Origin of the sequence: Pseudochrobactrum sp. XF203 (assembly GCF_020341615.1) — a bacterium.
GTDB classification, from domain to species: Bacteria; Pseudomonadota; Alphaproteobacteria; order Rhizobiales; family Rhizobiaceae; genus Pseudochrobactrum; species Pseudochrobactrum saccharolyticum.
Genome location: NZ_CP084392.1, coordinates 2623034 through 2649046, shown reverse-complemented (window position 1 = coordinate 2649046; position 26013 = coordinate 2623034). Strand labels below are relative to the sequence as shown.

At 51.0% G+C, this 26013-nt stretch carries 28 protein-coding genes and 1 pseudogene; 14 read left to right on the top strand and 15 right to left on the bottom strand.

Annotation, left to right across the window (positions count from 1 at the left end):
* Positions 1-53: 53 nt before the first annotated feature.
* Complete coding sequence (locus tag LDL70_RS12025; RefSeq protein WP_370637671.1) at positions 54-1241, bottom strand: DNA recombination protein RmuC; 1188 nt, start codon at positions 1239-1241, stop codon at positions 54-56.
* A 178-nt stretch (positions 1242-1419) separates the two neighbouring features.
* On the opposite strand from LDL70_RS12025, the gene def reads away from it, so the two are divergent.
* The 4 genes from def to truA are packed head-to-tail and all read left to right on the top strand — an operon-like array spanning position 1420 to position 4218.
* Positions 1420-1953 (top strand): peptide deformylase, encoded by a 534-nt coding sequence (def, locus tag LDL70_RS12020; protein ID WP_122092461.1) that lies wholly within the window; start codon positions 1420-1422, stop codon positions 1951-1953.
* A 49-nt stretch (positions 1954-2002) separates the two neighbouring features.
* Positions 2003-2938: a methionyl-tRNA formyltransferase gene (gene fmt / locus LDL70_RS12015; protein ID WP_225685149.1), complete on the top strand. Its 936-nt coding sequence runs from the start codon at positions 2003-2005 to the stop codon at positions 2936-2938.
* The gene (locus LDL70_RS12010; RefSeq protein WP_225685148.1) at positions 2935-3462 is read left to right on the top strand and encodes a GNAT family N-acetyltransferase; all 528 of its coding nucleotides are present in this window, start codon (positions 2935-2937) and stop codon (positions 3460-3462) included. Before fmt ends, LDL70_RS12010 begins: the two co-directional genes overlap by 4 nt.
* Complete coding sequence (truA, locus tag LDL70_RS12005) at positions 3463-4218, top strand: tRNA pseudouridine(38-40) synthase TruA (protein WP_151160114.1); 756 nt, start codon at positions 3463-3465, stop codon at positions 4216-4218.
* On the opposite strand, the gene LDL70_RS12000 is transcribed toward truA, so the two are convergent.
* Both LDL70_RS12000 and dapE read right to left on the bottom strand, forming a co-directional pair.
* Positions 4213-4818 (bottom strand): hypothetical protein, encoded by a 606-nt coding sequence (locus LDL70_RS12000; protein ID WP_225685147.1) that lies wholly within the window; start codon positions 4816-4818, stop codon positions 4213-4215. The genes truA and LDL70_RS12000 overlap by 6 nt on opposite strands.
* A gap of 70 nt (positions 4819-4888) precedes the next feature.
* A complete protein-coding gene (gene dapE, locus LDL70_RS11995) occupies positions 4889-6076 on the bottom strand; it encodes a succinyl-diaminopimelate desuccinylase (protein WP_370637670.1) in 1188 nt (395 codons plus the stop codon).
* A 414-nt stretch (positions 6077-6490) separates the two neighbouring features.
* Between dapE and LDL70_RS11990 the strand changes: the two genes are divergently transcribed.
* The 3 genes from LDL70_RS11990 (at position 6491) to LDL70_RS11980 (ending at position 7382) form a co-directional block, all read left to right on the top strand.
* Positions 6491-6706 carry a hypothetical protein gene (locus LDL70_RS11990; protein WP_022712475.1) on the top strand — a complete coding sequence of 72 codons (216 nt, stop codon included), beginning with the start codon at positions 6491-6493 and terminating at the stop codon, positions 6704-6706.
* Positions 6707-6828: 122 nt separating this feature from the next.
* On the top strand, positions 6829-7044 hold the full coding sequence (locus LDL70_RS11985) for a hypothetical protein (RefSeq protein WP_022712476.1): 216 nt from the start codon (positions 6829-6831) through the stop codon (positions 7042-7044).
* 122 nt (positions 7045-7166) lie between these two features.
* The gene (locus tag LDL70_RS11980; RefSeq protein ID WP_225685146.1) at positions 7167-7382 is read left to right on the top strand and encodes a hypothetical protein; all 216 of its coding nucleotides are present in this window, start codon (positions 7167-7169) and stop codon (positions 7380-7382) included.
* Positions 7383-7452: 70 nt separating this feature from the next.
* On the opposite strand, the gene dapD is transcribed toward LDL70_RS11980, so the two are convergent.
* Positions 7453-8307, bottom strand: a complete 855-nt coding sequence (gene dapD, locus LDL70_RS11975) for a 2,3,4,5-tetrahydropyridine-2,6-dicarboxylate N-succinyltransferase (RefSeq protein ID WP_220160197.1) — start codon at positions 8305-8307, stop codon at positions 7453-7455.
* A gap of 377 nt (positions 8308-8684) precedes the next feature.
* Between dapD and LDL70_RS11970 the strand changes: the two genes are divergently transcribed.
* On the top strand, positions 8685-9524 hold the full coding sequence (locus tag LDL70_RS11970) for an LOG family protein (RefSeq protein WP_022712479.1): 840 nt from the start codon (positions 8685-8687) through the stop codon (positions 9522-9524).
* 51 nt (positions 9525-9575) lie between these two features.
* On the opposite strand, the gene LDL70_RS11965 is transcribed toward LDL70_RS11970, so the two are convergent.
* Both LDL70_RS11965 and LDL70_RS11960 read right to left on the bottom strand, forming a co-directional pair.
* Positions 9576-10454 carry a DUF817 domain-containing protein gene (locus LDL70_RS11965; protein WP_225685145.1) on the bottom strand — a complete coding sequence of 293 codons (879 nt, stop codon included), beginning with the start codon at positions 10452-10454 and terminating at the stop codon, positions 9576-9578.
* 12 nt (positions 10455-10466) lie between these two features.
* On the bottom strand, positions 10467-11165 hold the full coding sequence (locus LDL70_RS11960; RefSeq protein ID WP_022712481.1) for a pyrimidine 5'-nucleotidase: 699 nt from the start codon (positions 11163-11165) through the stop codon (positions 10467-10469).
* A gap of 147 nt (positions 11166-11312) precedes the next feature.
* Between LDL70_RS11960 and LDL70_RS11955 the strand changes: the two genes are divergently transcribed.
* Positions 11313-12218 (top strand): DMT family transporter, encoded by a 906-nt coding sequence (locus LDL70_RS11955; protein ID WP_220160195.1) that lies wholly within the window; start codon positions 11313-11315, stop codon positions 12216-12218.
* Positions 12219-12379: 161 nt separating this feature from the next.
* Here the strand turns inward: LDL70_RS11955 and argB are convergent, their stop codons facing one another.
* The 5 genes from argB to rpmH all read right to left on the bottom strand — a co-directional run bounded on the left by argB (position 12380) and on the right by rpmH (position 16731).
* Positions 12380-13267, bottom strand: coding sequence for an acetylglutamate kinase (argB, locus tag LDL70_RS11950; RefSeq protein ID WP_022712483.1), 888 nt, complete (start codon positions 13265-13267; stop codon positions 12380-12382).
* 59 nt (positions 13268-13326) lie between these two features.
* Positions 13327-14019 (bottom strand): ribosome biogenesis GTP-binding protein YihA/YsxC, encoded by a 693-nt coding sequence (yihA, locus tag LDL70_RS11945; protein WP_022712484.1) that lies wholly within the window; start codon positions 14017-14019, stop codon positions 13327-13329.
* Positions 14020-14160: 141 nt separating this feature from the next.
* A complete protein-coding gene (gene yidC, locus LDL70_RS11940) occupies positions 14161-16011 on the bottom strand; it encodes a membrane protein insertase YidC (RefSeq protein WP_213598882.1) in 1851 nt (616 codons plus the stop codon).
* Positions 16012-16213: 202 nt separating this feature from the next.
* Complete coding sequence (gene rnpA / locus LDL70_RS11935; protein WP_255618272.1) at positions 16214-16516, bottom strand: ribonuclease P protein component; 303 nt, start codon at positions 16514-16516, stop codon at positions 16214-16216.
* An 80-nt stretch (positions 16517-16596) separates the two neighbouring features.
* Entirely contained in the window at positions 16597-16731 is a 135-nt protein-coding gene (gene rpmH / locus LDL70_RS11930; protein WP_022712486.1) for a 50S ribosomal protein L34, read from the bottom strand.
* Between the two features lie 288 nt (positions 16732-17019).
* Here rpmH and LDL70_RS11925 point away from each other — a divergent pair, with 288 nt between their 5' ends.
* A complete protein-coding gene (locus LDL70_RS11925; RefSeq protein ID WP_075657046.1) occupies positions 17020-17367 on the top strand; it encodes a RidA family protein in 348 nt (115 codons plus the stop codon).
* Positions 17368-17410: 43 nt separating this feature from the next.
* On the opposite strand, the gene LDL70_RS11920 is transcribed toward LDL70_RS11925, so the two are convergent.
* A complete protein-coding gene (locus LDL70_RS11920) occupies positions 17411-18448 on the bottom strand; it encodes a DUF4105 domain-containing protein (RefSeq protein ID WP_225685143.1) in 1038 nt (345 codons plus the stop codon).
* 234 nt (positions 18449-18682) lie between these two features.
* Here LDL70_RS11920 and LDL70_RS11915 point away from each other — a divergent pair.
* Positions 18683-19570: pseudogene (locus LDL70_RS11915) on the top strand (alpha/beta hydrolase); the annotation flags it as partial.
* 291 nt (positions 19571-19861) lie between these two features.
* Here the strand turns inward: LDL70_RS11915 and LDL70_RS11910 are convergent.
* The 3 genes from LDL70_RS11910 to LDL70_RS11900 all read right to left on the bottom strand — a co-directional run bounded on the left by LDL70_RS11910 (position 19862) and on the right by LDL70_RS11900 (position 22956).
* Positions 19862-20836, bottom strand: a complete 975-nt coding sequence (locus LDL70_RS11910) for a WD40 repeat domain-containing protein (protein ID WP_220160191.1) — start codon at positions 20834-20836, stop codon at positions 19862-19864.
* A gap of 2 nt (positions 20837-20838) precedes the next feature.
* Complete coding sequence (locus LDL70_RS11905) at positions 20839-22020, bottom strand: GTP-binding protein (protein ID WP_225685142.1); 1182 nt, start codon at positions 22018-22020, stop codon at positions 20839-20841.
* Between the two features lie 171 nt (positions 22021-22191).
* The gene (locus tag LDL70_RS11900; RefSeq protein ID WP_225688537.1) at positions 22192-22956 is read right to left on the bottom strand and encodes a creatininase family protein; all 765 of its coding nucleotides are present in this window, start codon (positions 22954-22956) and stop codon (positions 22192-22194) included.
* A 265-nt stretch (positions 22957-23221) separates the two neighbouring features.
* Here LDL70_RS11900 and LDL70_RS11895 point away from each other — a divergent pair, with 265 nt between their 5' ends.
* From LDL70_RS11895 to LDL70_RS11885, 3 genes are all read left to right on the top strand, one after another.
* Complete coding sequence (locus LDL70_RS11895; RefSeq protein WP_075657041.1) at positions 23222-23731, top strand: MarR family winged helix-turn-helix transcriptional regulator; 510 nt, start codon at positions 23222-23224, stop codon at positions 23729-23731.
* Positions 23732-23922: 191 nt separating this feature from the next.
* Positions 23923-24936 (top strand): LacI family DNA-binding transcriptional regulator, encoded by a 1014-nt coding sequence (locus LDL70_RS11890; RefSeq protein WP_225685141.1) that lies wholly within the window; start codon positions 23923-23925, stop codon positions 24934-24936.
* Positions 24937-25066: 130 nt separating this feature from the next.
* Positions 25067-26002: an omptin family outer membrane protease gene (locus LDL70_RS11885; RefSeq protein WP_225685140.1), complete on the top strand. Its 936-nt coding sequence runs from the start codon at positions 25067-25069 to the stop codon at positions 26000-26002.
* The last annotated feature ends 11 nt before the right edge of the window (positions 26003-26013 follow it).

The window sequence follows — 26013 nt, the reverse complement described above, 5'->3', positions numbered from 1 at the left end:
CATACTCGTTAATTTTTTTGCTTGGAGCGATATGGACACGCTCCAAGCTTATTTTAATTTCTAACTTCTCTGAATGATTGTTGCCCTTCCGTTGTACCAGAAATAGGGAGTTCCAATGCCTCAATCTTCGCACCACGACGGGTGACTTTGGAAGATGAGATCAGAATATCGTCAATGTCGCGGCTGGCCTGTGAGAAATGGGTTTGTAATTTGCGCACACGCTCATCAAGGCGTGATACGTCATCCATCAGCCGCACAACTTCTCCCTGAATGAGATGCGCCTGTTCCCGCATCCGCGCATCTTTGAGCACAGACTGGATGACCTGAATGGAGAGCATCAGCAGGGAAGGCGAGACGATAACCACCCGTGAGCGGTGCGCCCGCTGGATAATCATCTCAAAATTCTCGTGAATTTCCGCAAAGATCGATTCTGACGGCACAAACAGAAAAGCCGTATCCTGTGTTTCTCCGCTGATGAAATATTTGGCGGCAATGTCACGGATATGTACCTCCATATCACGGCGGAGCAGCTGTTCGTAATGACGTTTGGCTTCCGGTGTTTCCGAGGCCTTCAATGCATTCCAGCTTTCCAGCGGGAATTTGGCATCGACCACTAATGAGGCTGTGCCGTTGGGCATCCGTACCAGACAATCAGGGCGCATGCCATTGGAGAGTGTAGCCTGAAATTCATAGGCACCCATTGGCAGACCGTCGGCAATAATTGCTTCCATCCGCGACTGGCCGAAAGCACCCCGCGTTTGCTTATTGGCGAGGATGGCTTGCAATTGCACAACCTGACCGGCGAGCGACTGGATGTTGTTCTGCGCGGTGTCGATCACCGCCAGCCGCTCCTGCAACTTGCTTAAGTTTTCATGGGTCGAGCGGGTCTGTTCATTGATGCTGCGGCCAAGATGACTGGTCATGCCGTCGAGCCGGTCGCGGATAGATTTATTGAGCTCTGCCTGTCTGGCGCCGAAAAGCTCTGCCATTGTCTGCATCCGGCCCTGCATCTCTGCCTGACTTTTCAGGATCGACTGCATTTGCATTTCTGCCTCGCGCGCTCGCTCTTCCGACTGGAATTGTGCATGCAACATCGTTCTGCTGTTACGGCCGGACAGCCAGAACAGCAGAAGGATGATGAGCAGTACAAAACCGCCCGCCGCCAGTAAGAACTGAGCGGGGCTGAGGCCGAGAGCGCCCGCAAAGGATGCCGGTATTTCTGAAGCAGATAATGTTTCCATAGATAAAGATTACACGATTCGCGGTAAATATAAGAATAAAACGTGAACAAATTTTTGTTCATCTCATGTAATTTATTGACGGCGGAGTGCTGAGAGATTAGATCGGACATCATTCCGATTGTGCCTGCCTGCGCGGGTGTCAGATATTTTCAATCATTTGCAACACCGGATCACTGTGATGACCATTAAGCCGATTATTTTTATTCCTGATCCGGTCTTGCGTCAGGTTTCCAAACCCGTTGAGCGTTTCGATGCGGATTTGCGTAAATTTTCTGACGATATGTTTGCCACGATGTATGATGCGCCGGGTATTGGTCTGGCTGCAATTCAGGTGGCTGAGCCGATCCGTATGGTGGTGATTGATCTGGCGAAAGAGGGCGATGCCCCTGCGCCACATGTCTTTATCAATCCGGTGATTGTCGAGCGCTCGGATGAGCCGAGCAGCTATGAAGAAGGTTGCCTCTCGATCCCTGATTATTATGCGGAAGTGGAACGCCCTGCGACTGTGCGCGTGACCTATCAGGATCTGGACGGTAAACCGCAGGAAATCAAAGCTGAGGGCCTGATGGCGACCTGTCTGCAGCATGAGATTGACCATCTGGATGGCGTGCTTTTTATCGACCATATTTCCAAGCTCAAGCGGGATATGGTGATCAAGAAATTCAAAAAACTGGCCAAGACCCATGTGCCGGCTTCAGGTAAAAAAATCTGAAATACAGGCTGAATTACGGTCAGGTCAGAGAGTGTAGGTAGGATAGTCTATGTCGTTACGTATTGTGTTTATGGGCACGCCGGAATTTTCTGTTCCGGTGATGACAGCGCTGATCGGACAGGGCTATGAAATTGTGGCTGTTTACAGTCAGCCGCCGCGTCCGGCCGGTCGTCGTGGTCTGGAACTGACGAAATCGCCGGTGCATGAAAAAGCGGAAGAATTCGGTATTCCTGTTTTCACCCCGAAAAGCCTGAAAAGTGAAGAAGAACAGCAGATTTTCCGCGATCTCAATGCGGATGTCGCTGTGGTTGTTGCCTATGGCATGTTGCTGCCAAAGGCTATTCTCGAAGCACCTGCACTTGGTTGTTATAATGGTCATGCGTCTCTGTTGCCGCGCTGGCGTGGTGCGGCGCCAATTCAGCGTGCGATTATGGCTGGTGATGCCGAGACTGGCATGATGATTATGAAAATGGATGAGGGGCTGGATACCGGCCCTGTCGCCATGGTCGAGAAAATCACCATTACCCCGAATATGACTTGCGGCGAGTTGCATGATCGTTTGAGTATTACGGGTGCCGATCTGATGGTGCGTGCTATGGCTGCACTGGAGCGTGACAGTCTGAAGCTCAACCCGCAGTCAGAAGATGGCGTGACCTATGCCTCCAAGATTGAAAAATCCGAAGCGCGCATCGACTGGTCGCAACCTGCACAGGCCGTGCATGACCGTATCCGTGGGCTGAGCCCGTTTCCGGGGGCATGGTGCGAAATGGAAATCAATGGTCAGCTTGAACGCGTGAAAGTGCTGCGTTCGGTGATCGCTGATGGCGCTGGCAAAGCCGGTGAGGTGCTGGAAGGTCAGCTGGTGATTGCCTGTGGTGAGGGCGCGGTTGCGCTGACGCTGGTACAAAAAGCGGGTGGTAAGCCGGTGAGTAGTACCGAATTTTGCAATGGCGTTAAGCTCGCAACCGGTACAATTCTGTCATGAGTCATTCTCCTGTCAAGCAGCCGGATATACGCCCCGTCAGAGAGCAGGATCGCTCAACGATTGATGGTGTGATTGCCGCTGCTTTTGACGGGGCTGATGAGGTTGCATTGGTACGCAAGCTGGCCGCTGATGGTGACATTGTGCTGGAGCTGGTTGCGGAAATTGCCGGTCAAATTGCCGGACATATTCTGTTTTCCAGATTATGGGTCGAACAGTCCGGCAATCGTCTGGCTGCTGTTGCTTTGGCGCCGCTTGCTGTGTCACCGGAAATGCAGCGGACGGGACTGGGTAGTACTCTGGTTGAGGCCGCACACAAGCTGCTGGTTCAGCAAGGTGAGGTTCTGAGCATTGTCTTAGGCGATCCGGCCTATTACGGACGCTTCGGTTACAGTGTTGCCGATGCTGCCGGACTTGAGAGTGTTTATCCGGCTAAATATTTGCAGGCAAAGCACCTCACGGACACAGCCACTCTTGCGCCTTTGCAAGGTAAATTGATTTATGCTTCTGCATTCGGAGAGAGTTGAGTGCCGCGTTATCGCCTGACAGTTGAATATGATGGTTCGCCCTATGCCGGATGGCAGCGGCAGGATAATGCGCCGACGGTGCAGGGGGCTATTGAAGCCGCGATTTTCAAATTTTGCGGTGACAGTAATTCAATTGGTGCTGCAGGGCGTACCGATGCCGGCGTTCATGCTTTTCAACAAACCGCCCATGTTGATCTGACCAAGGATTGGGGCGCATCCAAAGTGCGCGATGCGGTCAATGCCTATCTGGCACTGGATAAAGAGAGCGTCTTTCTGATTAATGTCGAGAAAGTGCCGGATCATTTTGATGCGCGTTTCAGTGCGCTGGGACGACATTATATTTACCGCATAATCAACCGTCGCACACCTTTGGCGCTGGAAGCCAGCCGTGCCTGGTGGGTGGCGAAAAAGCTGGATACGGATGCCATGCACGAGGCCGCACAATTGCTTGTCGGTCTGCATGATTTTACGACATTCCGCTCAACACAATGTCAGTCCAAAAGCCCTGTTAAAACGCTTGATCTCTTGAATGTGCAGCGCCATGGCGAGTTGATTGAGGTGCGGGCATCTGCACGGTCTTTCCTGCATAATCAGGTGCGGTCACTGGTTGGCAGCATCAGCGAAGTGGGTACAGGCCGCTGGACCAATGACGATCTGGTGGCGGCACTGGAAGCGCGTGACCGTAAAGCCTGCGGTGTCGTGGCACCTGCCCATGGCCTCTATATGATTGGTGCGGATTATCCGCTGATTTTATAGAGCAGGCATAAAACCTGCCAGATTTTGCAGTATGATTGTCAGCATAATACTGCCCAACACTATAGAAATGAAAAATGGCGCGGCGAAACTATGTGGCCGTTGCAATGCTGCACGGGTGAGCCTGTAGCTCAGCACCAATGTCGCCAGAAACAGCCCGAAACCGATACCTGCGAAGACCGGAGACAAATCCGGCAGCAGCAGATTGAGGAATGAGAGCGGGGCATAAATCCACGCAAATAAAGCCGTGGTCCAGTTGGTAGCGACTACATAGGTGGAAAAACGGCGTTCAAGGCCAAGGCTGCGGCTCAGGAAGCCGATGATGAGCAGCGGTAACAGCCAGACAATCATATCAATAGCGCCGAGCTTGACCGTATTGATAAGGCGCAATGCTGTTGCATCGCCGCCTTCTGTTCCTTCGGTAAGGCGGGCTGCGATTTCGACCCAACCGATCAGCATTGGCGGCAGAGAAATCAGGATTGCATAAAAAGATCGCCAGAAACCGTCTGCATCCGTATTCAGATCATTCAATGCTTCCGGATGGCCGGTCATGGTGCGCCAGACTGCGGAGAAATAATACTGAATCTCTTCAAAACTGGGCATGGGCAACCTGTATAAGTGACGACGAAAGAGGTGCCTGTGTTTTCACGACAGGCACCCGAAGTAAAATGACTCAGGCGAAAAAGCCCTCAAGGAATTTTTCGTAAATTGCGGTGAGATTTTCAAGGTCTTGCAGTGACGTCCGCTCATTGGCCATATGCATGGTCTGGCCGACAAGGCCGAATTCCACCACAGGACAATAATCTTTAATGAAACGGGCATCAGATGTGCCGCCGGATGTGGAAAGTGTGGCCTGTTTGCCGATCACCGCTTTGATCGCATCGTTCAGAGAGTCAATCAGCTTGTCATTGCGGGTCAGAAATACATGGCTCGGGCGTTCGCTCCACTGTAACTCATAGTGAAGTGGCACCGATTTATCCTGCCGGAACGGATTGTCCTGTGCAGCATCGCTCAGACGACGTGTAACTTCTTTTTGCAGAGTATCGGCTGTCCATGTGTCATTGAAGCGGATGTTGAATGAGGCGATTGCTTTTGCCGGAATGACATTGGTTGCCGGATTGCCGACATCAATCGAAGTGATTTCCAGATTGGTCGCCTGAAAATTCTCTGTACCCTGATCATAGGCCGGTATCAGCAGGCTGTTCAGCAGAGCCATAATACCGCGCACCGGATTATCCGCATTATGCGGATAAGCCACGTGCCCCTGTGTGCCATGAACTGTTACCGTGCCGGTGACAGAGCCACGGCGGCCGATTTTAATTGTTTCACCCAGACGGTCAGGATTGGTTGGCTCGCCGACAAGGGAAGCATCCCAGCTTTCGCCTTTAGCTTTTGCCCAATGCAGTAATTTATCTGTGCCGTTGATTGCAGGGCCTTCTTCGTCGCCGGTAATCAGGAAAGAAATATTCGGCTTGCGATCCGGAAATTTTTTCAGATAGCGGGCGGTTGCGGCAACAAAACAGGCAATGCCACCTTTCATATCAACTGCACCACGGCCATAGAGTTCACCATTCTCAATAACGGCTGCAAAAGGCGGGTGCTTCCAGAGCGAGAGATCACCGGTCGGCACGACATCGGTATGGCCAGCAAACATCAGATGCGGGCCTGTGCCTTTGAGGCGTGCATAGAGATTTTCTATGTCCGGCGTGCCTTCTTCGGTGAAGACAGGACGCTCGATTTTGAAGCCGAGCGGTTCCAGCATTGCCTGCAGCGTTGTGAGAGCTCCGCCTTCTGCCGGTGTAACTGACGGGCAGCGGATAAGAGCAGCGAGATTTTCGGCGGGATCAAATGTGGTCATCATGCACAAGGCTTAGCAGATGCCGCAAGCTGGCGCATCTGGAATCTATCTTTGATGAGTCACACTGTGATTTGCCGGTATCTAATTCCAAAAACAGCACTGTAACAGCCGGTAATAATATTGTGATAAAACTGTTATTGTTCATTAATTAGGAACGATACAACGAACGGAATGTCTCTATTTAGAGAATGATACAGCGAATATTGAAATATCTGTCGAATTTTTAAGCTATTAAGCTATTGATTTTATTGAATTGATATGTGTTCGTTGTTTTTTCAAGGAAAGATTGTGTCAGAATTTTTATTTATTCGTAAAATTTATGTGAGTTGAAATCCTAAACAATGGCTCCTATCTCAGGGTCATCGGAACGGCGCTTCTCCCAAGCACGTTCACATAAATTGAACAAGGAATATGAAAATGAAAAAGATTGCTTTGACTGTTGCTGCACTTGCTCTTTCTGCCGGAGCAGCTTTTGCTGAAAACCCAAATGCGGGTATTCCTGATGATTTGTACAGCAATGACAAGACACCTGTGATCACCACTTCAACTGTGAAAAGCACACAGGCTGAAACCTTTACAGACGGTTCCGCACACGGTTTCGGTGATAATGCACCATCCAGCTATAACGGCTAATTTAGCCGGTACATCCTCCGCATAATATCAACACTATGAATGACAGCCGAATTTCAACGTCTGATGAACAGACCTCCCAACTGATCCGTTGAAAATAACCGGCCTATAAAAGGAATATGAAAATGAAAAAGATTGCTTTGACTGTTGCCGCCCTTGCTCTGACTGCCGGTGCCGCTTTTGCTGAAAATCCAAATGTTGGCATTCCTGATGATCTGTACAGCAATGACAAGACACCTGTGATTACCACTTCAACCGTGAAAAGCACGCAGGCTGAAACCTTTACAGACGGTTCGGCTCACGGTTTCGGTGATAATTCACCATCCAGCTATAACGGCTAATTTAGCCGGCACCTCCTCCGCATAACATTAACATTATGAATGACAGCCGGATTTCAACGTCTGATGAACAGACCTCCCAACTGATCCGTTGAAAATGACCGGCCTATAAAAGGAATATGAAAATGAAAAAGATTGCTTTGACTGTTGCCGCCCTTGCTCTGACTGCCGGTGCTGCTTTTGCTGAAAATCCAAATGCCGGTATTCCAGACAATCTGTACGGAGCTGACCAGACATTTGTGACTGCTAATGCGACTGTAACCAGCACGCAGGCTGAAACCTATAGTGACGGTTCCGCTAACGGCTTTGACGATCATTCGCCTGCAAGCACCCGTCGTTAATTGACGGTAGTGCAAACAAAAAGCGGCGGGCTTGAGGCCCGCCGCTTTTATTGTTTGTGAAAAGCTGCTTTTAATCACGCAGCAGATCATTGATTGAAGTTTTCGAGCGGGTTTTCTCATCAACACGCTTAACGATAACGGCACAATAAAGGCTCGGGCCTGCTTCACCATTTGGCAGTGGTTTACCCGGCATAGTACCGGCAACAACAACTGAGTAAGGTGGTACTTCGCCGTAGAAGACTTCGCCGGTTGCGCGGTCGACGATTTTGGTGGATTTGCCGATATAGACACCCATACCAAGCACCGAACCTTCGCGGATGATGCAACCTTCCACAACTTCCGAGCGGGCGCCGATAAAGCAATTGTCTTCGATGATGGTTGGTTCGGCCTGCAGCGGCTCAAGCACACCACCGATGCCGACGCCACCGGACAAATGCACATTCTTGCCGATCTGAGCGCAGGAGCCGACTGTTGCCCATGTATCAACCATAGTGCCTTCACCGACATAAGCGCCGAGATTGACAAAAGACGGCATCAGAATGGCATTTGGTGCAATATAAGCGGAATGACGTACAACGCAGTTTGGCACAGCGCGGAAACCGGCCTGTGTAAACTCATCTGCACCCCAGCCGTCAAACTTGGAAGCGACTTTGTCCCACCAGACGGATTCACCCGGGCCGCCTTTGATGATTTCCATCGGGTTAAGACGGAAGGAAAGCAGAACTGCTTTTTTCAGCCACTGATTGACTGTCCAGTTACCGTCTGCCTGTTTTTCGGCAACACGTACTTTACCCTGATCGAGCAGCAAGAGGGATTGTGCGACGGCATCACGGATTTCTCCGGTGGTAGATACCGAGACTGTGTCACGCTCATCAAAAGCTTTTGTGATAATTTTTTCGAGAGCTGACAGATCAGGCTGGGACATATTACTGCTCCTGAGGTGTTGAAACGGAATTAAATCGCATTTATTTCGTCATTCAGACGAAATGCCTGACGAAATATACAGATTACGGAATATTTTCGGCAAATGATTAGGCTATGCTCAAAGCATGGTCAATCTTGGCATTGCCGCTTTTGCACTATATGCCTCAGTATCTGATCTAAAAGTCGCCATGCCGGCCTGCAAAGGGCAATTTCTGGGCTTCCGGTACTCACGTACAATAGGTACGCTCCGTTCCGGTTCTCGAAATCCCCCTTTTCGTCTCGGCCTGACGATTTTTGATTCAGACACTCAATATGGAAACACGAACAGTGGCTTGCTTTTTTATAATTGATGTCGCTGCCACAACAGGATGATATTGCATGAATCCGCTTGAGAAAGATGGCTGGACACCTTTCAGCAATTCCGGTGAAACTGTTAAGCGCGTCGCTGCGGTGCCGGATACACCGCAAACCCGTGCGCCGGCCTATAAGCTGGCATTCAGTGATGCGGAATTTATGACCAAGCGGGAACTGCGCCCGATCCGCCTGCAGCTTGAGCTGCTGAAGCCGGAAATGATTATGGAAGAGCGCGGCATCAAGTCGACTGTCGTACTGTTCGGTGGCGCGCGTATCCCTGAGCCGGGCGGCGAGGCATGGGCTGCGAAAAATGAAGTTCAGAAAAAGAACCTTGAAGCTAATTCCGTCTATTACGAAGAAGCGCGGGAATTTGCCCGCCGTTGTTCGGAATATTCGGCTTCAACCTATTACCGTGAATTCGTCGTCGTCACCGGTGGTGGGCCGGGTGTGATGGAAGCGGGCAATCGTGGCGCGGCCGACATTGGTGCGCCGTCTATCGGTTTGAACATTGTGCTCCCGCATGAGCAGGCGCCGAACGCCTATGTCACGCCGGAATTGTGCTTCAACTTCCACTATTTCGCATTGCGCAAGATGCATTTCCTGTTCCGTGCCAAGGCTTTTGCCGTCTTTCCGGGTGGTTTTGGTACCATGGATGAGCTGTTTGAGACGCTGACCCTGATGCAGACCGGCCGTATGGAGCGTGTGCCGCTGGTGCTGTTCGGCAAAGAGTTCTGGACGAAGGCGATCAATATTCCGTATCTCTCCGAGCAGGGCACAATTTCGCCGGAAGATCTGGAGCTGTTCCATTATGTGGATACGGCCGATGAGGCATGGAATGTCGTGAAAGATCACTATGATCTGTAAGTGCTGATCGCGAGAATTTAAAACGCCGGTGTGTAAACGCACCGGCGTTTTTTATTGCCTGTCGTCCGGCTGTTTCGGTGGATGAATAACGGTCACCAGCACAACAGAGATAATCATCAGCAGATACCATGCGCCGAGCTTGGACAGCGAGACCGGCACCCATTGGTCATGCTGACCGGGATAGAGCCAGACGCGTGACCATGTGCCGATATTTTCGGCAATCCAGATAAACAGGGAAGTCAGGAAGAACGCCAGCAGCAGTGGCATACGGTGGCGAAAACGGAACACGCGGTAATGCATGCTGGTGCGCCAGAACATCAGTGCGGTGACTGCAAAAAGCAGCCAGCGCATATCTGGTAAATAATGATGGCTGAAGAAATTAATATAAATGCCGGTGGCGAGTGCAAAAGTCAGCGGTAATGGCGGATAGTTTGCCAGTCTGATGTCAAAAATCCGGTTGATCCGCGCCATATAGGAGCCGACTGCCGCATACATAAAGCCGGAAAACAGCGGCACGCCGCCGATACGGAACAGATTTTCCTCCGGATAAATCCACGACCCCATATGGGTTTTGAAGATTTCCATTGCCGTGCCGACAATATGGAAAATCAGAATGACCTTGGCTTCACGTAAGGTTTCCAAGCGGCATAAAAGCATCAGCAGCTGAATGGTGATGGCTGACAGAAACAGGAAATCATAGCGTGTGATCAGTTGCGGCAGGGCAGAGCCGTCCGCCCACAGATATTTGCTGAGAATGATCAGCCCGAGCATGACGCCGCCGAACAGGCATGCCCATGCCTGTTTCAGCCCGAAAACCAGAAACTCAACCAGTGCGCCGGAGAGGCCATGCTGTGGTAACTGATCGAGCAGCCGGTGCGCGGTTGCATCGATCATCGCTTCCAGTGAAGTGAAACGGCGTTTGCTGTGCACGGGTTGATGCATTTACGGGTGTAGCGCAGTCAGAAACTCTGTCAGATTATCCGTGACAAAATCCACGCTGTCAGTAAAGGCGGGATCACTTTCCCAAATCTCACTGAAATCCGGTTCAAAATTATTCGGCACAATCAGAACTGTGCGCATGCCGGTGGATTTTGGCACTGTGAGATTGCGTGCCAGATCTTCAAACATGGCTGCTTTTTGCGGGTTGATTCCGCATTGTTTGTAAAACAGCTCATAAGGTGCACGCTCCGGTTTTGGCACCAGCTGTGCGGCAACAATATCGAAAATATCATCGAAACGGTCGAGAATGCCAAGCTGTGCTGCCGCATTTTCCGCATGTTTGCGATCGCCATTGGTATAGATGAATTTGCGGCCGGGCAGGCGGGCAATGGCTTCACCCAGAAGCGGATCGGGTTTCAGCCACGTATAGTCAATGTCATGCACTTTGGCGAGAAAGTCGTCAGGGTCAATCTTGTGACATTCCATCAGCCCTTTCAGGGTGGTGCCATATTCCTGATAGAACCGCTTCTGAACCTTGCGCGCCTCATCGCGTGGCAGCTGCAGCAGTTCTGAGACATAAGATGTCATCCGCACATCAATCTGCGAGAACAGATTAGTGTCGTGCGGATAGAGTGTATTATCCATATCAAACACCCAGTCAGTGACATGGGCGAAGTGGCGCGGTTCAGGTAAATTGGTCATGCAGGTGTTATGCCACGAAGTTTTGTAAAGATCAGCCTTTATTTATCGTGACACTTAAGCGCTGAAGCGAGTGGCTTGTATTTAGCGGCGGGGCAGGGCAAACAGAGCCTGATATATTTCTACAAAACAGAAAAGCACTGCATAATCATGGAACTCTGGATACCGATTACAATTGCCGCTGCCTTTATGCAGAATGTGCGCACGACACTGCAAAAGAAACTGCAAGGCAAGCTCGGCACCAGAGGCGCAAGCTTTGTGCGTTTTGGTTATGGTTTTCCTGTCGCCATTCTTTATGTGCTGGGTCTGCATTTCTTTGCGGGCTTTGCTTTGCCGCAGCTTAACGGTGCATTCCTGTTCTGGAGTGTTGTCGGCGGGCTGGCGCAGATCTTCGCCACTATCATGCTGGTTTATTTGTTTACCCTGCGCAACTTTGCAGTGGGCACGGCCTATTCCAAAACCGAGCCCGTGCAGGCGGCCATCTTTGGGCTGATCCTGCTGGGAGAACGCCTGACGACCGGTGCCGTTCTGGCAATTATTGTTGGTGTACTGGGTGTGATGCTGATTTCAGTCGCACGTATGCCGCTGAGCTGGGGCAATTTGTTTAAAGCGCTGGTCAGCCGTACAGCTTTGATCGGTATTGCTTCGGGCGGTGTGTTCGGTATTTCTGCTGTGGCCTATCGCTCCGCAGCACTGTCGCTGGATGGCCCGAACCCGATCATGCAGGCAGCGGTAACTTTGGCTTGTGTGACGACATTCCAGACGGTTTTCATGTTGGTCTGGATGCTGATTAAGGACAAGAATGAGATTGTTCTGGTGCTGAAATCATGGCGCTCATCATCGCTGGTTGGCCTGTCCAGCGTACTGGGATCAATGGGCTGGTTTACAGCCATGGCCTTGCAGCAGGTGGCCTATGTGCGTGCGCTCGGGCAGATCGAACTGATTTTTACTTTCATCTCGGCAGTGTTCATTTTTAAAGAGCGGATCAACCGGATGGAAGTGGCCGGATGTATCCTGATTGTTACCGGCATTCTGTTCTTATTATTATGGCAATAAGACATTTTTTCACGCATTATCCTACGCAAAACCGGTTCCCACTTTTGCTGGAAATGCTCAAAGAAAAATCCCGCAAATTGCGGGATTTTTTATAGGGTCTTGTCGTTACGGCACGATAAGCGTGCTCTTTAGTTCATGGCACAATAAGTGTGCATTGTTAGTTACGGCACAATAAGTGTGCCGGCACCATGCTCCGTAAACAATTCCAGCAATACGGAATGCGGGGTTTTGCCATTGAGGATAACCACACCTTCCACACCACGGCGGATTGCATCAATACAGGTTTCCACTTTCGGGATCATGCCGCCGGAAATGGTGCCGTCTTCAATCAGTGCCAGTGCATCTGCAACCGACAATTCCTTGATCAGGTTTTTGTTCTTATCCAGAACGCCCGGTACATCGGTGAGAAACAGCAGACGTGTTGCGCTCAGCGCACCGGCAATTGCGCCGGCAAAGGTGTCTGCATTGATATTGTAAGTATTGCCATCACGACCCGGTGCAACCGGCGCAATCACCGGAATAACGGCGGAGCGTGCCAGAAGGTCGAGCAGGGTGCGATCAACCTCAACCGGCTCGCCGACAAAGCCCAGATCAAGCACGCGCTCAATATTGGAATCCGGATCACGATAAGTCTTGTGCGCTTTTTCAGCGAAAACCATATTGCCGTCTTTGCCGCACAGGCCGATTGCCCATTCGCCTTCGGCATTAATCATCGCCACGATTTCTTTGTTGATTGAACCGGCGAGAACCATCTCAACCACTTCAACCGTTTTTTCATCGGTAACGCGCAGGCCGCCTTCGAAACGGGATTCAATGCCAAGCTTGCCAAGCATTGCAGCAATCTGCGGGCCGCCGCCATGAACAACAATCGGGTTGATGCCGGATTGTTTGAGCAGCGCGATATCGCGGGCAAAGGCCTTGCCCAATGCCGCATCGCCCATGGCATGACCGCCATATTTAACGACGACAGTTTTATTCTCATAGCGCTGCATGAAGGGCAGGGCGGCTGAGAGGAGTTGTGCTTGGATTTCAGGGCTTGTCGCGGTCATGGAGCACTCCACGGCATGAAGGGTTATGTGAGTGATAAAGAAACCACCTGGCGTGGTTCCTATTCCTTGGTCAGCAGGGCAATCGCAGCGCGCACTGCATCAAAGCCGATGGCTTTTTCGGAGGATGTGGCGAGAATCTGCGGGAAAGCGGCCGGACGGCGTGCAATCGCTTTCTGAGTTTCCGCCATCAGGCGCGGCACGCCTGCTTCCTTGATCTTGTCGATCTTGGTGAGAATGATCTGATAGGAGACGGCGGCTTTATCCAATAGATCCAGCACATCCGCATCGTTCTTTTTAATGCCGTGACGGGCATCAATCAGCACATAAACACGCTTCAGCGTGGTGCGGCCGCGCAAATAATCAAAAACCAGACGTGTCCACGCATCAACCATGGATTTCGGCGCTTCCGCAAAACCATAGCCCGGCATATCCACGAGTGCCAATGGCGGCAGGTCACCATTCTCACCGGAATAACCATCCGGTACGAAATAGTTGAGTTCCTGCGTACGACCCGGCGTGTTGGATGTGCGTGCCAAGCCGTTCTGGCCGACAATCGCATTAATCAGCGAGGATTTGCCGACATTGGAGCGACCGGCGAAAGCGATTTCAACAGGGCCTTCCGGCGGCAGAAATTTCATGGACGGCACGCCGCGGATAAAAATCCATCGCTTGTTGAAGAGAGCCTTGCCCTCGGCAACAAGTGCTGCATATTTCTCTGCTTCTTTTGCGACGGCCAGTTCTGCTTCGGTCACTCAATTCTTCCTGTGGCTTATATCCGTGTCATTGCAACATAACACTGTTCTTTATGGCATTGAGCTTTCAGTGGCTTTTGTCAACCGTCAATGCGCTTCAGATATAAAAAAGCCCCCGTAAAGGGGGCTTTTCTGTTTGTTTTATTTCTTGGCAGGCTTATCGGTTTTCGCCGGTGCCGCAGGTTCTTTCTTTTTGAACATGCCTTTCAGGTTGTCAAAAAGTTCGATCTTGGCACCCTGACGTTTCATGATCATGCCCTGCTGGAGAATGGACAATGTGTTGTTCCATGCCCAGTAGATAACCAGACCTGCAGGGAATGCAGCCAGCATGAATGTGAAGATAATCGGCATCCATGTGAAGATCGCAGCCTGTGTCGGATCCGGCGGGGTCGGGTTCATGCGCATCTGCAGGAACATGGTGACACCCATAATCAACGGCCATACACCGATCATCAGGAATGCAGGAACATCCCAAGGCAGCAGACCAAACAGGTTGAACAGCGATGTCGGATCCGGCGCAGCAAGGTCATGAATCCAGCCAAAGAACGGCGCATGACGCATTTCGATGGTGACATAGAGAACCTTATAGAGCGCAAAGAATACAGGGATCTGCACCAGCACCGGCCAGCAACCGGCCAGCGGGTTGATCTTCTCGCGCTTGTAAAGCTGCATCATTTCCTGCTGCTGCTTAACTTTGTCATCCGCATATTTCTCACGGATTTCCAGCATCGCAGGCTGCATCATCTTCATGCGGGCCATCGACTTGTAGGACTTGTTGGCCAGCGGGAAGAACAGGGCTTTCAGCAGAACGGTAACCACCAGAATAGCAACACCGAAATTGCCGGAGAATTTATAGATCCAGTCGATGAGATAGAACATCGGCTTGGTGATGAAGTAGAACCAGCCCCAGTCGATCAGCAGTTCGAACTGCTTGATGCCCAGTTTTTCTTCATACTCTTTGATCTTGGCAACTTCTTTTGCACCGGCAAAAACATGGTTCTTGATGACGGTGTTCTGACCGGCAGCAATGGTTACAGGCGCGCTGAGGAAGTCAGCCTGATAACGCGGTGTGCCGTCAGTGAAGTAAGAGAAGCGTGCTTCAAAGCTTTCGTTCTGCGGCGGAATCAGTGTCGCAGCCCAATATTTGTCGGTAATGCCAAGCCAGCCGCCTGTTGCTTTGGCAAGCGGCATGTTCTTGTTGTCTTCGATCTTGGAATAGGAAATTTCCTGCAGACCCTGATCGCCGACAACGCCGATCAGACCTTCATGCAATACATAAGTACCGCTGGCATGTTCAGGCTTTTCAAAACGGGTTACGCGGCCATAGGAGCTGAGTGAAACGGCAGCATCAGTCGGGTTGGTGATCGTATCCTCAACGGCGAACATATAGTTCTCGTCAACGGAGATCACGCGCTTAAACTGGATGCCTTTTTCGTTGGCATAGGTCAGGGTTACCGGTGTTGAAGGGGTGAGCTTGTCATTGCCTTCAATATTCCACTCGGTTGCAGGACCCGGAACAGTACCGATTGCATCATTGCCGGAGAAGCCGAGTTCAGCGAAATAGCCCTTTTTCACGCCTGATGGTGCAAGCAGTTCAATTTCAGGGGATTTCGGATCAACGGTTTCGCGATAATCCTTCAGGAAAAGATCATCGAGACGGGCGCCGACAGTATTGATCGAGCCGCTGACGCGCGGTGTATCAATGCTGATACGCTTGCTCTGAGTCAGCGCTGCTTCACGGGTAACAGGTTTTGCTCCCTGAGCCTCTGCTGTCTGACCCGGAATACCAGCCTGAGGCGCATTGCCCTGCGGGATATTGGCAGATGTTGCACCATTGGCGGATGTTGCCTGCGCATTCTGAGTATTCTGCGCTTCAATCCGTGCCTGTTCTCTCTGAGCCTCAGTCTTTGGCCCCAGATAGAATACCTGCCAGAGCGTGAGAATCAGAATCGACAGGCCAATGGTGAGAAAGAAGTTACGATTTTTTTCCATTGACGGGTCCTGGTTCCTGTCAGTTCATTACAGCTAAGTGCGCAAAATCGCTGCGCTGTCCTAGCGTATAATATGCTGGCTGACAGAGCGCTGTGCAGAATATGCCCCATACCTGTCAGAGTTAAGTGCCTGCCTTATAATACGAGCCATTCAGAAAAGCGAACGCTGAGACAATATAATTCAGGCCTATTTTGAGAAACGGTCATTTAAACCGCTTTGAGAGCTCTCTGGTCAGTGCGCTGAAGGGGGCGTTTAACGCTTCCCTGCGTGCAACAATAACATAATCAGTTTGCGGAGCCATTGCGGCTTCGCTGAGTGCAGCGGCGGCTTTCAGGCGGCGGCGGATTCTGTTGCGGATAACCGCATTGCCGTTTTTCTTGGTAACGGTGAAGCCGACACGCGGGCTTTCACCGGTTTTTGCCTGTTTGCTGGTTGCCTCATCGCGTTGTTTTACTTCCAAAAGGAAATATTTGCCGCGACGCTTTTCCCCGCTGCGAACAGCCAAAAACTCCGCTCTCTTGCGAAGGCGGAGTGTTTTGGTCTGCTTATTTGCTTGTTGTGTCACCGCTCTACGCGGAGCAACAATTATGCAGAAAGCTTGCCGCGACCGCGTGCGCGGCGGGCTGCAATAACTTTACGACCGCCTGGAGTAGCCATGCGCGAACGGAAACCGTGACGACGCTTGCGGACGAGTTTAGATGGCTGATATGTGCGCTTCATTTGTTTAATACCGCGGTGTGCGGCCCTTCTTAAATCTGTTTTTTAACAGGAGCTGGTTCAGACGCGGTCGATGAACGACCTTGCAAAAAATATCTGAACGTGGGGCGGCTTATAGATGCAGGCAGGTTTTGAGTCAAGAATGGAGCGGAATATTCGGTCAGCATAAGGATTGCTCACATTATTCCGAAAAAATATGTGCTGTTTTCCGTTTTCTTGACCCTGACAAATAGTCTTGGCGCGCTTTGATGCTTATAAGGCTTTATCGAATTTACAATGAGAGGAAGAACTATGTCTGTTAAGCGTTTCGAATCCGGCAAGCGTATGAGCGGTGCGGTTGTCCATGGCAACACTGTTTATCTGGCCGGTCAGGTTGGTACAGAAAATGCAAGCGTGACTGAACAGTGCAAAACCGCACTGGCTGAAGTTGATCGTCTGCTGGCTGTTGCCGGTACCGACAAATCCAAAATCCTCCAGACCATTATCTGGCTGGATGACATGAAAGATTTCGCAGAAATGAACGCGGTTTGGGAAGCATGGGTTGATCCTGCAAACACACCGGCACGCGCAACCGGTTCTGCCCATCTGGCAACTCCGGGCTACAAAGTAGAGTTCATCGTAACTGCTGCTCTAGACTAATTTTTTCTCGGTGCCGCATTATAATGATGCGGCACCGGATATTTTATTGTGCGACCGCTGGCTGCGGCATAGCAGGGTTACGGATACGCTGCGAATAACCTTCGCGGCTGCCTTTTGCCTGCTCACTGATGTCCGCATTGAGACGCATCGATTGCGTATTGGTCTCAGCCGTTACAATCAGTTGTTTTTCAAACATATATTCAGGCAGATAACCGGAGAGCAGCACGCGATAATCAAGTGCGATCGACGGGTCGAGAATTCGTGCCATGTCGAAGACAACGGTCGTGCAATTGGCTGTCAGTGTGTTATAGAAACCGGCTTCTTTGCTCAGGCGGTTGGCTGTATCAGTATATAGTCTGAAAAGCTGCCGTGCCTGTTCCGGTTCAATATCCACGTGATAGCGATAGACATGCTCACCACGCACATTGGTGCGCAGATAGATAATGTCGCTTTCTTCTGCCGCGATCATTGCCAGTTCAAAATCTTTGAAGAACCCGCCGATTTCAGAGAAGGCTTGTCCGCGTTTTTTACGGATTTCTGCGGAGAAAACGACCTGTCTCCCGTCTTCAAATCCGAAACTGACCAATGTGTGGGCAATCGCTGGCCCCGCCCAATAGGACAAGAACAGGTCAACGCTTTTAATCTGGCTCAGATCATAATCGGCACTTTTCCAGTTAACGGTAAAATCCTTTTCCGTACGCCAGTCAAAATCACGGATATGATCGAGCCGCACCACATCGCCATTATATTCGGCCGTGACGGTTTGTGCGACTTCCGGTGCCCAGTCGCGGTTCAGCGATGGCTTGATGCCGTGCCACCAGATCAGCAAAATTGCGAACAGGATTGCAAAACTGATAAATGCGGCTCTGCGATAATGTTGCAAGTCGGTGAACCAGAGTGTGCTGAGTGCAGCCAACGCAACCAGCACCCATATGCCGATTGCAGCATAAGTGAGCAGGCGCGATTCTGTCAGCTGATAATGGAGTGCAAGACTGCCCCAGACGGTGATGATAATCAGAACCAGACTGAAAAAAGCCTGAGCCAGAAGTGCTAAGAAGACCATAGCTGGTTTATATGTCATTTGGTTCCGGTATTGCTGATGAGGCGGGATATCTGTTGAAGATATTTATTATGCGGCATGAAGTTAAAATAATTATTGATGGCATGTTTTCGCCGCGATTGAGATTTAGAGAGTGGCCTGTTTTGAGCTTGCCAGAATTGCAACTCTCCGTAAAATGCGCCTTTACAGGCATGCAATGCATCAATTTACCGACTTGTTAGATTATTTTAATATTTGTCCGGCAAAACTTCTCCTATGGTAAACAAATTATTCTCTTTTTCCGCTTCTGCCACTGTGGCAGCTATGCTGATCTCGTTTCTGCCGCAGGCTGTGCTTGCGCAGGAGACGCCGTCCCGTGCTGAAACAGCTTCCGGTAATGCGGCATTTATGAAGAAATCAGATATAATGACACCGGCCACAGGCGCGGGGCTGACCATGCGTAATCCTAAAGCGGATGCTGCTGAAGCAGCGAAAGATGTGAGCAAGGTGGTAAAAGAGGCAATTTCCCGCAGTCAGAAATTTGTTTATCACTTTACCAAGCCGGAAAACGGCAGCGGTGAAACGATTGTCCTGTTGCATGGCTCCGGCGGTAATGAAACCAGTCTTGTGCCGTTTGCGCAGGAAGTCTGGCCGCGTGCCACGCTGCTCGGTATCCGCGGACGGGTTTTGCAGGAAGGCCGCACACGCTGGTATGCCCGCATTACGCCGGTAAAATTCGACCAGAAAGATGTGCGTAATGAAGCGGATGCTTTTGTCAGTTTCCTGACCAAGCTCTCTGAAGACGATCAGATTGATCTGAGCCGCACCACTTTTGTCGGCTATTCCAATGGTGCTAATCTGCTGGCCGCTACGATGATATTGCATCCTGATCTGGTGAAAAAAGCTGTTCTGATGCGCTCTATGCCGGTGCTGGATCAGACACCTGCGGCCAATCTGAGTAAAGCTAAGGTGCTGGTTGTGACCGGCGCCGATGACAAGATGTATGCGCCTTTTGCGCCTGCACTCTCGGATTTGCTGCGTACCAGCGGTGCCAAAGTGGATGCACGCGTGGTGAAGGCCGGTCATATGATTGGTGCGAAAGATGTGTCGCTGGTGACTGCCTGGCTCTCGGGGCAGGGACCGGATGGCGCACCAGCAATGTCGCAGGCTGTAACGGCAAAGGTCAAAGACAAAACGGATAAATTGAAAGCCCTGCCGGAAGCACAGGAACCGGCCACTCAGAGCGAGCAGGCACTGGAACAATCGAAGAAGTAATGAAAAAAGCGGCTTAGAGCCGTTCCAGTTTAAACGAGTTGCTGGAACGGCTCTTTCTTTTTATTTTACGCATTATCCAACGCATCGTAGCAGGAAAAGAAATCAGTCCGGTGAACTGATTTCCCTGCGGAGGCGCTTCGCACTTTTGCTGGAAATGCTCTGAAGCCGCTTTTTTCTTTGTTACCACTGAATATTAATCAGACCGCAATCACCGGTTTCCGCACCATAGGCGAGGCGTGTACCGTTTTTATCCCAGCCCATTGAGCTGATGGCGCCTTTGCCCGGACGACGCAGCAGCACTTCTTTCTGATCTGCAAAACGGCACAGCAGTACCATTCCGTCCTGATAGCCGACAGCGACAATATCTTCGACCGGATGACAGGCAACGGCTGTAACCATTGTGTCACCGCGCAGGCCAAGTTCCAGCGGCGCTTTGCCCATCGGGCCGTCTTTGCCTGCGAATGGCCAGATGATTGCCGCAGGAGCGCCGGAAGTGGCCAGCCATTTGCCCTTAGGGCTCCATGACCAGTCTTTGACCTTGGCCGGATAACCGGTCATGCGCATATTGCGGTTATCTTCCAAGCGCCAGCCATGCAACGCATTTTCCTGCATAGTGGTGATCAGAAAACGACCGTCCGGCGAAAAGATCACGCCGGTATGAGCGCCTTTCCATTCCAGATCAACCGGTTTGCCGGCAGTGCCTGCCCAATGCAATGTCGCACCATTATAACGGGCAATGGCGAGGCGAAGACCTTTGGGTGCGAAGGCAACGCCTTCAACACTGCGCTCATGGGCAAATTCGGTGGTTTTGCCATTGGCTTCACGCACCCATGCGGTACGGCCGGAAGCATAGGCCACTGCACCATGAGGGCCGCTGGCAACCGCAGTGATCCATTTGCGCGGCAGAACCGCCAGTTCCTGCACATTACCTTTTTCGTCAGTCTGACAGATGCGTCCGTCTTCACCGCCGGTGATCAGGGCTTTATTGTCAGCCGTTGGTGCAACGCAGAGCAAACCATCATGCATGGTTACGGTTTTATGCGCTTCATCCAGCCAATGGAGTGTACCATCGGCCAGTGCATAATAGGCATTATCATTGAGGAATCCGGCTTTCAGGCAGTGGCTTCCCAGATCAATAGGGGCAATCGTCGGCATGGTTATTTGCATTTCTCGAAGCCGGAACGCAGTGCCTGCTCATTCAGATTACGACCGATAAAGACCAGACGGCTTTCGCGCTTTTCGTCCGGTTTCCAAGGACGCTGGTGATCGCCTTCGATAATCATATGCACGCCCTGTACCACATAGCGGTCATCGTCACCGGCAAAAGCGATGATACCTTTGAGGCGCAGAATATCCGGCCCCTGAACCTGCGTTACATTCTGAATCCACGGGAAGAATTTCGCGGCATCCAGCTCGCCGGTGCGCAAGGATACGGACATAACCGTTACGTCGTGGATCGCTGAAGCATGGCCGTGGTCATGCCCATGGTCATGATTACAATCTGGGCCGCAGCTATGGTCGTGATCATGATGGTGGTGATGACCATGATGGTCGTGTCCGTGGTCATGGTGATGATGCCCATGCCCATGCCCATGCCCATGCCCGTGGTCGTGATCGCAGTCAGGGCCGCAAACATGATCCGGATGATCATGATCGAGGAAATGCGGATCATTTTCCAGCGCACGCTGGAGATCAAAAGCACCGCGATCGAGAACTTTCGTCAGATCAATTTCTGCGCGCTGGGTACGGTGAATAATCGCATGCGGATTGATGGCGCGAATAGTCGCTTCGACATGGCTAAGCTCCTGCGCATTAACCAGATCGGTCTTGTTGAGCAGAACCACATCGGCAAAAGCGATCTGGTCTTCGGCTTCTTTACTGTCTTTCAGGCGTAGCGGCAGATGTTTGGCATCAACAAGGGCGACCACAGCATCAAGCTGGGTTTTGGCACGCACATCATCATCCATGAAGAATGTCTGGGCAACCGGTACCGGATCGGCAAGGCCGGTGGTTTCCACAATGATCGCATCAAAACGACCCGGACGGCGCATCAGACCTTCAACCACGCGGATCAGGTCGCCGCGCACTGTGCAGCAAATGCAGCCATTGTTCATTTCATAGATTTCTTCGTCGGACTCGACGATGAGATCATTATCAATGCCGATTTCACCGAACTCATTAACGATGACAGCATAGCGTTTGCCGTGGTTTTCGCTGAGAATACGGTTGAGCAGGGTGGTCTTGCCGGAGCCGAGATAGCCGGTCAGCACGGTAACCGGAATTTTAGGGAGTGTGGTTGCGCCAGTCGCAACCTGATCTGCTACAGGGCTATCGCTCATGGGTAGAGTGCCTCTTCATTGTCAGAATTTTTACCGGATCGGGTAACTGGTGTTGAGCCAGAGCCGGTTTATATGTTGAAATCTCTGTGCATATAAGAATTGCGAAACCGTAATTCTATAGAACAGACTAGCTATATAGAGCAATCTCTTCTGAAGCTTTGCTGACAGTTTTCAAAGTGAGGGTGTTTGCCCGAAGACCGAGATATCAAACCGGTGGACATCATCCATCAGGCCGGTCAGGCCGCTCACTGCATGGGCGATGATTTTCTCACCATCTTGCGCATTGGCACGTAAAGCATTGCCGGCGGCACCCTGCTTGTTCAGATCGCTCATCATCCAGCCAAAAGCGTGCGGGCCATAGGCACGCAAATACTGAAATTCTTCAATGAATTTTGCCTGTTCATTGATGTAATTCTGCGCCTTATCCATCTGCACAAGCTCCGGTGCCAAGGCCAGCATGACAGAGGTTTCGATATAGCCTGCATGGATATCAAGGTGCTTTTGTTCCGCACTGATGAGATCTTCCGGTATGCCGAACCTTGTCCAGTGGGTTGCCACGGCCAGCATCCCCAGACGCGCGCGCAGTTCTGTAGCGACTATGGTTGCCAAAGGAGAGTTGCCGCCATGGGCATTGAGGATAACCAGCTTGCGGATATTGGCGGCACAGAGGTTTTCGCCGATGCCGATCCAGCGGTTCACTGCTTCAGAAAAAGCCAGCGTACGGCTGCCTTCCACATCCATATGTTCAACAGAATAGCCAACCGGCTCAGTTGTCAGAAAGCGCGCGGTAATATGCTCCGGCAGATTTTCTGCCAGACGGGCAGCTATGCCTTCGGCGATGATTGTGTCCGTCTCAAAGGGTAAATGCGGGCCGTGTTGCTCATGGGCACCCAGCGGTAAGACGGCAATGAGATTTTCAGGAATAGTATCCTGCAGCGGCTCAGTTACGAGAGCCTCGCTGGTTTGCGGCACTCTGTCAGAAAGGGCGGAACTGGCGTGCTGGGTGATCTCCGGCAAAATATTTCTCCTCTGATATGTGCAAGTGAGAGGCATCATAACGGCTGAGTGTGGCCGCGGCTATTCTAAATACGCCTTTATGCCCGTTGTCCTGACTTGCAGCTGCGGCCAGACTGCTGCTTGTCAGTCATAACACCTTCAATTAGGTTGTTTATGAAATGATAAACGGACAGGTAGGGTGCATATGAGCAAGTCAGGCAAAACTGCTATTCTTCAGCCGTTACAGCACAATGCGCGGATGATGCGCACGATATTAGCCACACGGCTGCTGGAACACGGATTATATGCTGGGCAGGATGCGGTTTTGCTGAAACTTGCCGAAGAAGACGGCCTGCCGCCCGGTATTCTGGCGCAGCGTCTGGGCGTGCGTCCCCCGACAGTGACAAAAACGATCAGCCGTTTGCAGGCACAGGGTTTTGTCACCAAACAGGCATCGGAAAGCGATCAGCGCCAGACTCATGTGTTTCTGACCGATCAGGGGCATGATGTTATCCGTGTGATTGAAAAGCTGGTACGCAAAACTGAAAAAGACTGCCTGCGCGGTTTTGAAAAGAAAGAGCGTAAAGTTCTGCTGAAATTGCTGTCGCGGATGGAAAATAATCTGAATGCTGTTGCTGCCGGTCGCCCGTTGCGCACTGCTGCCAGTGATGAGGCCGATACGGCGGATGATCTGGCTGATGATGATGCCGATTAAAACGGAACAATGCAGGTGAGGGTGGCTCTGTGTTCCGTATTGAATAATTTGCCAGATAAGTTGCTAAAAACTGTCTCGCTATTTGTTAAACTATATTCTAGATATTGATTAACTAAGATTACTGAAGATAACTATACCGCAGAACTGCCGGTTCCGGTGAATATGATTGTTGAATAAGGGGCGGACGGCTTTTGGCCCAGAAGATCAAACTTTCAACCATTGCTGATGCGCTTGGCGTGTCAACGGCCACGGTTTCTCTGGCTTTGCGTGACAGTCCTCTGGTGGCGGATCAGACCCGCGACCGTATCAAGGAACATGCCCGCGCCATCGGTTATATTTATAACCGTCGTGCCGCATCGCTGCGCACATCGCGCTCCGGCATTATCGGTGTTGTGGTTCATGATATTATGAACCCGTTTTTTGCGGAAATTCTGCGCTCTATTGAAACGGAGCTGGATCGCTCCCGCCAGACTTTCATTCTCAGCAATCATTATGATCAGCTGGAAAAGCAGCGCACATTTGTGGATACGCTTTTGCAGCTCGGCGCAGACGGCGTAATCATGTCTCCGGCTATCGGTACGCCTGCGGAAGATATTGAACTGGCAGAAAATAACGGTCTGCCGGTGGTGCTGATCGCTCGTAATGTGGAAGGTGCGGATGTGCCGGTGTTTCGCGGCGATGATGCCTATGGCATCAGTCTTGCGACCAATCATCTGATTTCACTCGGACATACTCGTATTGCGATGATCGGCGGTACGGATCAGACCTCTACAGGTCGCGACCGCTATCAGGGTTATGTCAATGCGATGGAAAAAGCCGGTCTGACTGTGAAGCCGGAATGGCGTATTCCGGGGCCGCGCACCAAGCAGGGTGGTTTTGAAGTGGCTCCGCAATTTTTATCACTGAAAGACAAGCCGACGGCAGCAGTGTGTTGGAACGATCTGGTCGCTATTGGTTTGATGAATGGTATTGCCCGTGCCGGTCTGGTGCCGGGTGAAGATATTTCTGTGACCGGTTATGATGATCTGGAAGAGGCGGCAATTGCTACACCGGCACTGACAACCGTCTGGAATGGCCAGCGTGAAGTCGGTCGTCAGGCAGCGCGTGCGCTGCTGGATCAGCTCAATGGTATTGAAATGCATAGCGATCAGCCGCTGATTAAACCGGAATTACATATCCGCCAGTCGACAAGTAAACCTGTCTGATACGCATAAACAGGCAGGTTTCAGTATTTTAGTATTTGAAATTTTGTAAAATTATATTCTAAATACGCCCTGTATTCATAGGCGGGGGCGTGTTGTGAAGTCTGTATCAGCAGTTATTTGCAGTCAGTTTTTGTTAATTGCAGTTTTGCCGGCCGGTGCCGCAGATTTAAATCCCACGCAAGTCACAGATATACGGATCAGCAACCCCGATTTTTCTTTTCTGGGCGGAATTGGTTACATCCATCTGCAAGGGGATGAGCTGGTTTATAATAATACCGGTAAGAAGATCAGTCATCTGATCTGGAAGACGGATGCTCCGGTTCTGACCGCAACTGCCAAAGCCGTATTTGATAATGACTGGACGCTGGCAGGCAATGTGATGGTCGGTTTCAGCGGCAATAACCGGATGAAAGATTATGACTGGCTGATGGATCCGCCAGCCGGTTATGGCTCCGATGCGTGGTCACATCGCTCAATCCATCCCGATACACAGCTTAACCGCTATATAACGGCTGATCTGGCGCTGGGGCATGATTTCCGCCTCAATGAAACAGCGCTGATTAATCTGCATGGCGGCTTTAAATATACCAATGTGAAATGGGATGCCTATGGCGGCAGCTATATTTATAGCCGGAATGAATTTCGTGATGATGTCGGTGATATTCCTGATGGTGAACATACTATCAGCTATGAACAAAGTTATCCGACAGCATTTTTAGGGCTGGAAGCAAGTAAGAGCTTTGAACAGTGGACATTCTCAGTGCAGGCAAGGGGTGGTTTGGCCTTTAAATCCAGAGATGAAGATCATCATTGGCGGCGGAACCTGCGTTTTACTGAGAAATATGATAGCCTGGCATTCATGTCCGTCGGTGCGCGTACAGAATATGCCTATACTGCGCAGACATCATTTTTCCTCGCCGGTAATTATGAGCGTTATTTCAACAAAACTGCTGATACAACAATGTATAATCTGACCAGCGGAGAGGTCGTGGAATATTTTCCGGACGGAGCTGGAATGAAATTCCAGTCTTTTTCTTTAAGCGGCGGATTGAAGTACCGGTTCTGAAATACAGATCG

Bases quoted from the DNA above. Each gene is read 5' to 3' on its own strand.
- fmt (WP_225685149.1), top strand. From the start codon at position 2,003: ATGTCGTTACGTATTGTGTTTATGGGCACGCCGGAATTTTCTGTTCCG.
- LDL70_RS11895 (WP_075657041.1), top strand. From the start codon at position 23,222: ATGAGCAAGTCAGGCAAAACTGCTATTCTTCAGCCGTTACAGCACAAT.
- dapE (WP_370637670.1), bottom strand. From the start codon at position 6,076: ATGATGACCACATTTGATCCCGCCGAAAATCTCGCTGCTCTTATCCGC.
- LDL70_RS11925 (WP_075657046.1), top strand. From the start codon at position 17,020: ATGTCTGTTAAGCGTTTCGAATCCGGCAAGCGTATGAGCGGTGCGGTT.
- LDL70_RS11980 (WP_225685146.1), top strand. From the start codon at position 7,167: ATGAAAAAGATTGCTTTGACTGTTGCCGCCCTTGCTCTGACTGCCGGT.
- yidC (WP_213598882.1), bottom strand. From the start codon at position 16,011: ATGGAAAAAAATCGTAACTTCTTTCTCACCATTGGCCTGTCGATTCTG.
- def (WP_122092461.1), top strand. From the start codon at position 1,420: ATGACCATTAAGCCGATTATTTTTATTCCTGATCCGGTCTTGCGTCAG.
- LDL70_RS12025 (WP_370637671.1), bottom strand. From the start codon at position 1,241: ATGGAAACATTATCTGCTTCAGAAATACCGGCATCCTTTGCGGGCGCT.
- LDL70_RS12000 (WP_225685147.1), bottom strand. From the start codon at position 4,818: ATGCCCAGTTTTGAAGAGATTCAGTATTATTTCTCCGCAGTCTGGCGC.
- dapD (WP_220160197.1), bottom strand. From the start codon at position 8,307: ATGTCCCAGCCTGATCTGTCAGCTCTCGAAAAAATTATCACAAAAGCT.
- LDL70_RS11955 (WP_220160195.1), top strand. From the start codon at position 11,313: ATGGAACTCTGGATACCGATTACAATTGCCGCTGCCTTTATGCAGAAT.
- LDL70_RS12010 (WP_225685148.1), top strand. From the start codon at position 2,935: ATGAGTCATTCTCCTGTCAAGCAGCCGGATATACGCCCCGTCAGAGAG.
- LDL70_RS11970 (WP_022712479.1), top strand. From the start codon at position 8,685: ATGAATCCGCTTGAGAAAGATGGCTGGACACCTTTCAGCAATTCCGGT.
- rpmH (WP_022712486.1), bottom strand. From the start codon at position 16,731: ATGAAGCGCACATATCAGCCATCTAAACTCGTCCGCAAGCGTCGTCAC.
- LDL70_RS11920 (WP_225685143.1), bottom strand. From the start codon at position 18,448: ATGACATATAAACCAGCTATGGTCTTCTTAGCACTTCTGGCTCAGGCT.
- LDL70_RS11985 (WP_022712476.1), top strand. From the start codon at position 6,829: ATGAAAAAGATTGCTTTGACTGTTGCCGCCCTTGCTCTGACTGCCGGT.
- LDL70_RS11905 (WP_225685142.1), bottom strand. From the start codon at position 22,020: ATGAGCGATAGCCCTGTAGCAGATCAGGTTGCGACTGGCGCAACCACA.
- LDL70_RS11990 (WP_022712475.1), top strand. From the start codon at position 6,491: ATGAAAAAGATTGCTTTGACTGTTGCTGCACTTGCTCTTTCTGCCGGA.
- LDL70_RS11960 (WP_022712481.1), bottom strand. From the start codon at position 11,165: ATGACCAATTTACCTGAACCGCGCCACTTCGCCCATGTCACTGACTGG.
- LDL70_RS11910 (WP_220160191.1), bottom strand. From the start codon at position 20,836: ATGCCGACGATTGCCCCTATTGATCTGGGAAGCCACTGCCTGAAAGCC.
- argB (WP_022712483.1), bottom strand. From the start codon at position 13,267: ATGACCGCGACAAGCCCTGAAATCCAAGCACAACTCCTCTCAGCCGCC.